The sequence below is a fragment of the Nitrosomonas sp. genome, from assembly GCF_022842015.1.
Taxonomy (GTDB): Bacteria; Pseudomonadota; Gammaproteobacteria; order Burkholderiales; family Nitrosomonadaceae; genus Nitrosomonas.
The window spans coordinates 1-4,698 of record NZ_JALHQJ010000119.1 but is presented as its reverse complement, the minus strand read 5'-3'; the positions used below and the strand labels follow the sequence as shown (position 1 = coordinate 4,698).

The following is a 4,698-nucleotide window of genomic DNA, read 5'->3' as shown; positions in this document are numbered from 1 at the left end:
TGGCGGAGAGGATGGGATTCGAACCCATGTGTCAGGATAACCTGACCATCTGATTTCGAGTCAGCGCCGTTATGACCGCTTCGGTACCTCTCCGGTTGTTAGAAGTGCGACACCCGCTAACCTTTTCTGAGAGGTTAAGCGGGCGCTTGGAATGATAGTTCAAGTTTTAACTTTATGCAGAGACTTTCATGACATCACGCATTTTTTGTAGCGCTTTAGCTTCGATCTGACGAACGCGCTCTGCTGATACACCAAGCTCATCGGCCAGATCATGTAGTGTAGCGGTATCTTTTTCTCTTAACCAACGAGCTTCGATGATATGACGGCTTCGCTCGTCCAGGCAATCCATTGAGTGCTGCAATCCTTTTTCGCGCAGGCAGGAAATTTGTTCTTTTTCCAGGAGTTGCGATGGTTCTGCACCATCCGTAAGATAACTGATTGGACTGAATGTGTCATCCTCATTATCCGAGGTGGGCTCCAGAGAAATATCCGAACCGCTGAAACGTTTTTCCATTTCAACGACTTCTTCGGCTTTAACACCCAACTGGGCAGCCATTGCATCAACCTCTTGCGGATTCATGGTGTCCAATCCATGTTTCATACTGCGTAAATTAAAAAATAATTTGCGCTGTTGCTTGGTGGTGGCAATTTTGACTAAGCGCCAGTTGCGCATGATGAATTCGTGAATCTCGGCTTTAATCCAATGAACGGCAAAAGATACCAATCGTACTCCACGTTCAGGGTCAAAGCGTTTGACTGCTTTCATTAGTCCGATATTGCCTTCTTGAATTAAATCAGCTTGGGGCAAACCATATCCTTTATAGCCGCGTGCTATCGCGACTACAAAACGCAGATGAGACATAATTAACTGCTGTGCAGCTTCGATATCGCCATGATTCCATAGCCGCCGAGCCAGACTAGTTTCTTCCTCTTGCGTGAGTATAGGAAAAGAATTAATAGACTGAATATAACCTTCAATACTTCCGCCCGTGGTGGGTAGCGTTAAAGCATTCGTCATTGTAATAATCTCCTGAATAAATGTTTGTAACCGCTTACTACTTCAAATATATTTTAGCACTCCCAATATATGAGTGCCAATTATTTAAAAAGTTTCGCTATGAAATCCTCAGCTCATTTAGGTTCGATTTGCCAGAGATGACTTGCGACAGAAATGCGTGCGCCTAACCATCCCAGCCAGGCAGAAAACAATAGCAAACTGATACTATCTTGTAGAGAGAGATATTGAAGGTTTATATTAAAATCATATAGTTGGGTCAGTGGTCTGAGTTTTCTATTCAGCGTATCAATACCCAACATAATGATGAGCCAAGCTGTGATACCTCCAGACAGCCCCTGGATGGCGCCGAAATAAAGAAAAGGACGACGTATAAAGCTATCGGTTGCGCCGATGAGTTTGGATATTTCTATTTCGTCACGTTTAGTTAGAATTTGTAGACGAATGGTATTAAACATAATCGCAATGATTGCAATACTCAGCAATGTAGCTAGCATGAGTACAACCGAGCGCCCCAGTTTAAGTAGTGCATTCAGGCGGTCAATCCAAGCGGAGTCAAATTGTACATGCGCAACTTCCGGCCAGCTTTGCATGGCCAGTCGCAACTGTTCTAAGGAGACTGATATGTGCTCCCGGGTATAGACGATGAAAGCATCTGGAAGTGGGTTACGGGCTAAATTGGCGACCATATCGGTGGTCCCACTACTTTGTTGTAACTGAGTTAGTGCAACATCTTTTGGAATAAACTGATAGTTTACGATCTGCGTGACTTCTTTCAGGCGTTGTTGGACTTTATCAATGTCTTCTTTTTTTGCATCCTGTTTAAGAAACAAACTGATCTGCGGGGAACTAGCTGTTTGCCCGGATATCGATTGTAAGTTTTCCATCAACACATAGATACCGGTTGGCAGGCTAAGCGCGATACCCATTACAGTGATGCTGAGTAAAGCGGTAACGGGTGAGGAAGCTAGTCGTTTGAGTGTGTGAAAAAACACAAACCCATGTTGCGTTAGCCATGCGCGTATCATGCGGCCAGTTTTCCTTGTTTGAGTGACAAAATGCGGTGTTGCGTATCTTCCAACAGGGAGGCATCATGCGTTGCGATAAACACGGTAACGCCTACCTGATTGAACGACCTGAACATGGCCATAATATCCCGGGCATAATCAACATCAAGATTGCCCGTTGGCTCGTCGGCGATCAGAATAGTAGGTCGATGAACGATTGCACGCGCAATACACAGCCGTTGTCTTTCGCCACCTGATAATGTGATGGGTAAAACTTTTTCTTTTTTTAACAGGCCCACTTTATCCAGTGCGGCGCGCACTCGGGACGCCGCCGTGTTGATATCAAAATTACTGATTTGCAATGGTAATAAAACATTTTCAAAAACATTGCGATCAAACAGAAGTTTGTGATCCTGAAAAATGAAACCGATCTTGCGTCGTAAATAGGGAATCGCGGCGAGTTTGAGTTGGGCGATATTTTGTCCGCTGATCGCGATAACGCCAGAAGTCGGACGTTCTATTGCAGCAATCAACTTTAATAATGTACTTTTACCTGCGCCCGAATGCCCGGTCAAAAATACCATTTCGCCAGGTTCTACCGCAAGATCAATGTTATTCAGCGCGGTGTAGCCATCTGGATAACGTTTAGAGACATTCTTGAATGTGATCATATGTTTAGAGTATTTCCATCTTGTCAGTAGCTCTCAATCCAACAACGCTTCAACAAATTCTCTGGCATCAAATGGCCTTAAATCATCCAAGCCTTCGCCAACGCCAATAAAACGTAATGCGGGAGGATTCTCTGGATACTGTCCTGCAATAGCTGCGACTACGCCGCCTTTTGCGGTGCCATCCAATTTAGTCAGGATCAAGCCGGTGACGTTCAGCGCGTCATTGAAGGCTTTCACTTGCGAGATTGCATTTTGCCCCGTGTTGGCATCCAACACCAGCAACACTTCATGTGGGGCATCCGGCATCGCTTTGGCGATCACACGTTTTACTTTTTTAATTTCTTCCATCAAATGTAGTTGAGTAGTTAAGCGTCCAGCCGTATCTGCCAGTACAATGTCTATGCCGCGCGCTTTGGCTGAGTTGACTGCGTCATAAATTACCGCGGCCGGATCACTTTTCTTGTCCGGATCACTGTCCGGTGCTATTACCGTAACACTGTTCCGCTCTCCCCACGCGATCAATTGCTCGCGCGCTGCTGCTCGGAATGTGTCACCGGCAGCCAGTAAAACTGACTGACCTTGTGTTTGAAAATATTTGGTAAGCTTGCCAATCGAGGTTGTTTTTCCTACACCATTGACTCCCGTTATCATGATGACAAAAGGTTTGTGCGTAGTGGTATCTAATGGTTGGGCAAGCGGTTCTAGCATGGTGATCAGGGATTCCTTAAGCGCTTGTTTTAATTGTGTAGAATCTGTTAATGCATCGCGCCTGACTTGTTTGCGCAGATTTTCAAGTAATTGATGGGTTGCGTTGACGCCTATATCGGAGGTCAGCAAGATAGTTTCCAGTTCTTCATAAAATTCCTCATCAATCTTGCCGCCGCTAAATAGGCCTGATAGTTGTTTGCCGAAGTTCTGTCGGGTGCGTGCAAGACCTTGTTTCAGTTTGCTGGCGAAACTGATTGATTCCTCCGGCTTGGTTTCTAGCTCGGCATCGGGTTTGGCTGGTATTTCACCTGAGTCTGCAGGATCTTTTTTGGATTTAAAAAAACTAAACATTCTGGTAGGCTCTCAAATATGCAGAGGAATTCTCAAACCTCAATTTTATTCTGTTTACTCACTTTAGGTTGGTAAAAATGAAACCTGATTACCGTATCACTTTTTTTCACACTTTTACAATCTCTGGATTTTTGTTGCTAATTAATCTATTGATCTCATCATCAGCATTTGCTAATCCTCATGAATATTTACTCGATAATGGTCTGAAATTGATTGTAAAGCAAGATCATCGCTCGCCGGTTGTGGTGACTCAAGTCTGGTACAAGGCGGGCAGCGTTGATGAAATCAATGGTGTAACAGGTGTCGCGCACGTTCTGGAGCATATGATGTTCAAAGGCACGGAGAAAGTCCCTGATGCTGAGTTCTCAAAAAAAATTGCGGCTGCTGGCGGGCGTGAGAATGCTTTCACGAGCTATGACTACACTGCCTATTATCAACAATTGCATAAGAAACATTTGCCGATGGCGATGGAGTTGGAGGCGGATCGGATGCGTAACTTAGTTCTAACTAAAGAAGAATTCGAAAAAGAAATCAAAGTGGTGATGGAAGAAAGGAGGTTACGTACTGATGATCAGGCACGTTCGCTCTTATATGAAAAAATGATGGCCGTTGCTTTTCAGTCGCATCCTTACAAGAATCCAATTGTTGGCTGGATGAATGATCTGGAAAACATGAAAGTGGAAGATGCGCAGGAATGGTACGATCGTTGGTACGCGCCCAATAATGCAACATTGATAATCGTCGGAGATGTCGACGCGGAAAAGGTGTTTCGATTAGCGCAAAAAAACTACGGTTCAATTCAATCGCAACCTTTATTAGCGATCAACGCCCGTAAACCGCAAATCGAGCCACCGCAACTAGGCACTAAACGGATAAGCGTCAAGGCTCCGGCAGAGCTGCCTTATCTCATCATGGGATTTCATGCGCCTGCGATTAGAAGTGTTAA

General features: G+C 44.8%; 5 protein-coding genes and 1 tRNA gene. 1 reads left to right on the top strand and 5 read right to left on the bottom strand.

What is annotated here, in order from left to right:
- From Q0C11_RS14425 to ftsY, 5 genes are all read right to left on the bottom strand, one after another.
- A tRNA-Ser gene (locus Q0C11_RS14425) sits at window positions 1-93 on the bottom strand.
- Window positions 94-172: 79 nt separating this feature from the next.
- Window positions 173-1,018, bottom strand: coding sequence for an RNA polymerase sigma factor RpoH (gene rpoH, locus Q0C11_RS14420; protein ID WP_293009156.1), 846 nt, complete (start codon window positions 1,016-1,018; stop codon window positions 173-175).
- Between the two features lie 113 nt (window positions 1,019-1,131).
- A complete protein-coding gene (gene ftsX / locus Q0C11_RS14415) occupies window positions 1,132-2,043 on the bottom strand; it encodes a permease-like cell division protein FtsX (protein WP_293009154.1) in 912 nt (303 codons plus the stop codon).
- On the bottom strand, window positions 2,040-2,693 hold the full coding sequence (gene ftsE, locus Q0C11_RS14410; RefSeq protein WP_293009152.1) for a cell division ATP-binding protein FtsE: 654 nt from the start codon (window positions 2,691-2,693) through the stop codon (window positions 2,040-2,042). The genes ftsX and ftsE overlap by 4 nt, the downstream gene beginning before the upstream one ends.
- 33 nt (window positions 2,694-2,726) lie before the next feature.
- The gene (ftsY, locus tag Q0C11_RS14405; RefSeq protein ID WP_293009150.1) at window positions 2,727-3,752 is read right to left on the bottom strand and encodes a signal recognition particle-docking protein FtsY; all 1,026 of its coding nucleotides are present in this window, start codon (window positions 3,750-3,752) and stop codon (window positions 2,727-2,729) included.
- A gap of 77 nt (window positions 3,753-3,829) precedes the next feature.
- Between ftsY and Q0C11_RS14400 the strand changes: the two genes are divergently transcribed.
- The coding region (locus Q0C11_RS14400; protein WP_293009148.1) for a pitrilysin family protein at window positions 3,830-4,698 on the top strand (869 nt) is incomplete at its 3' end.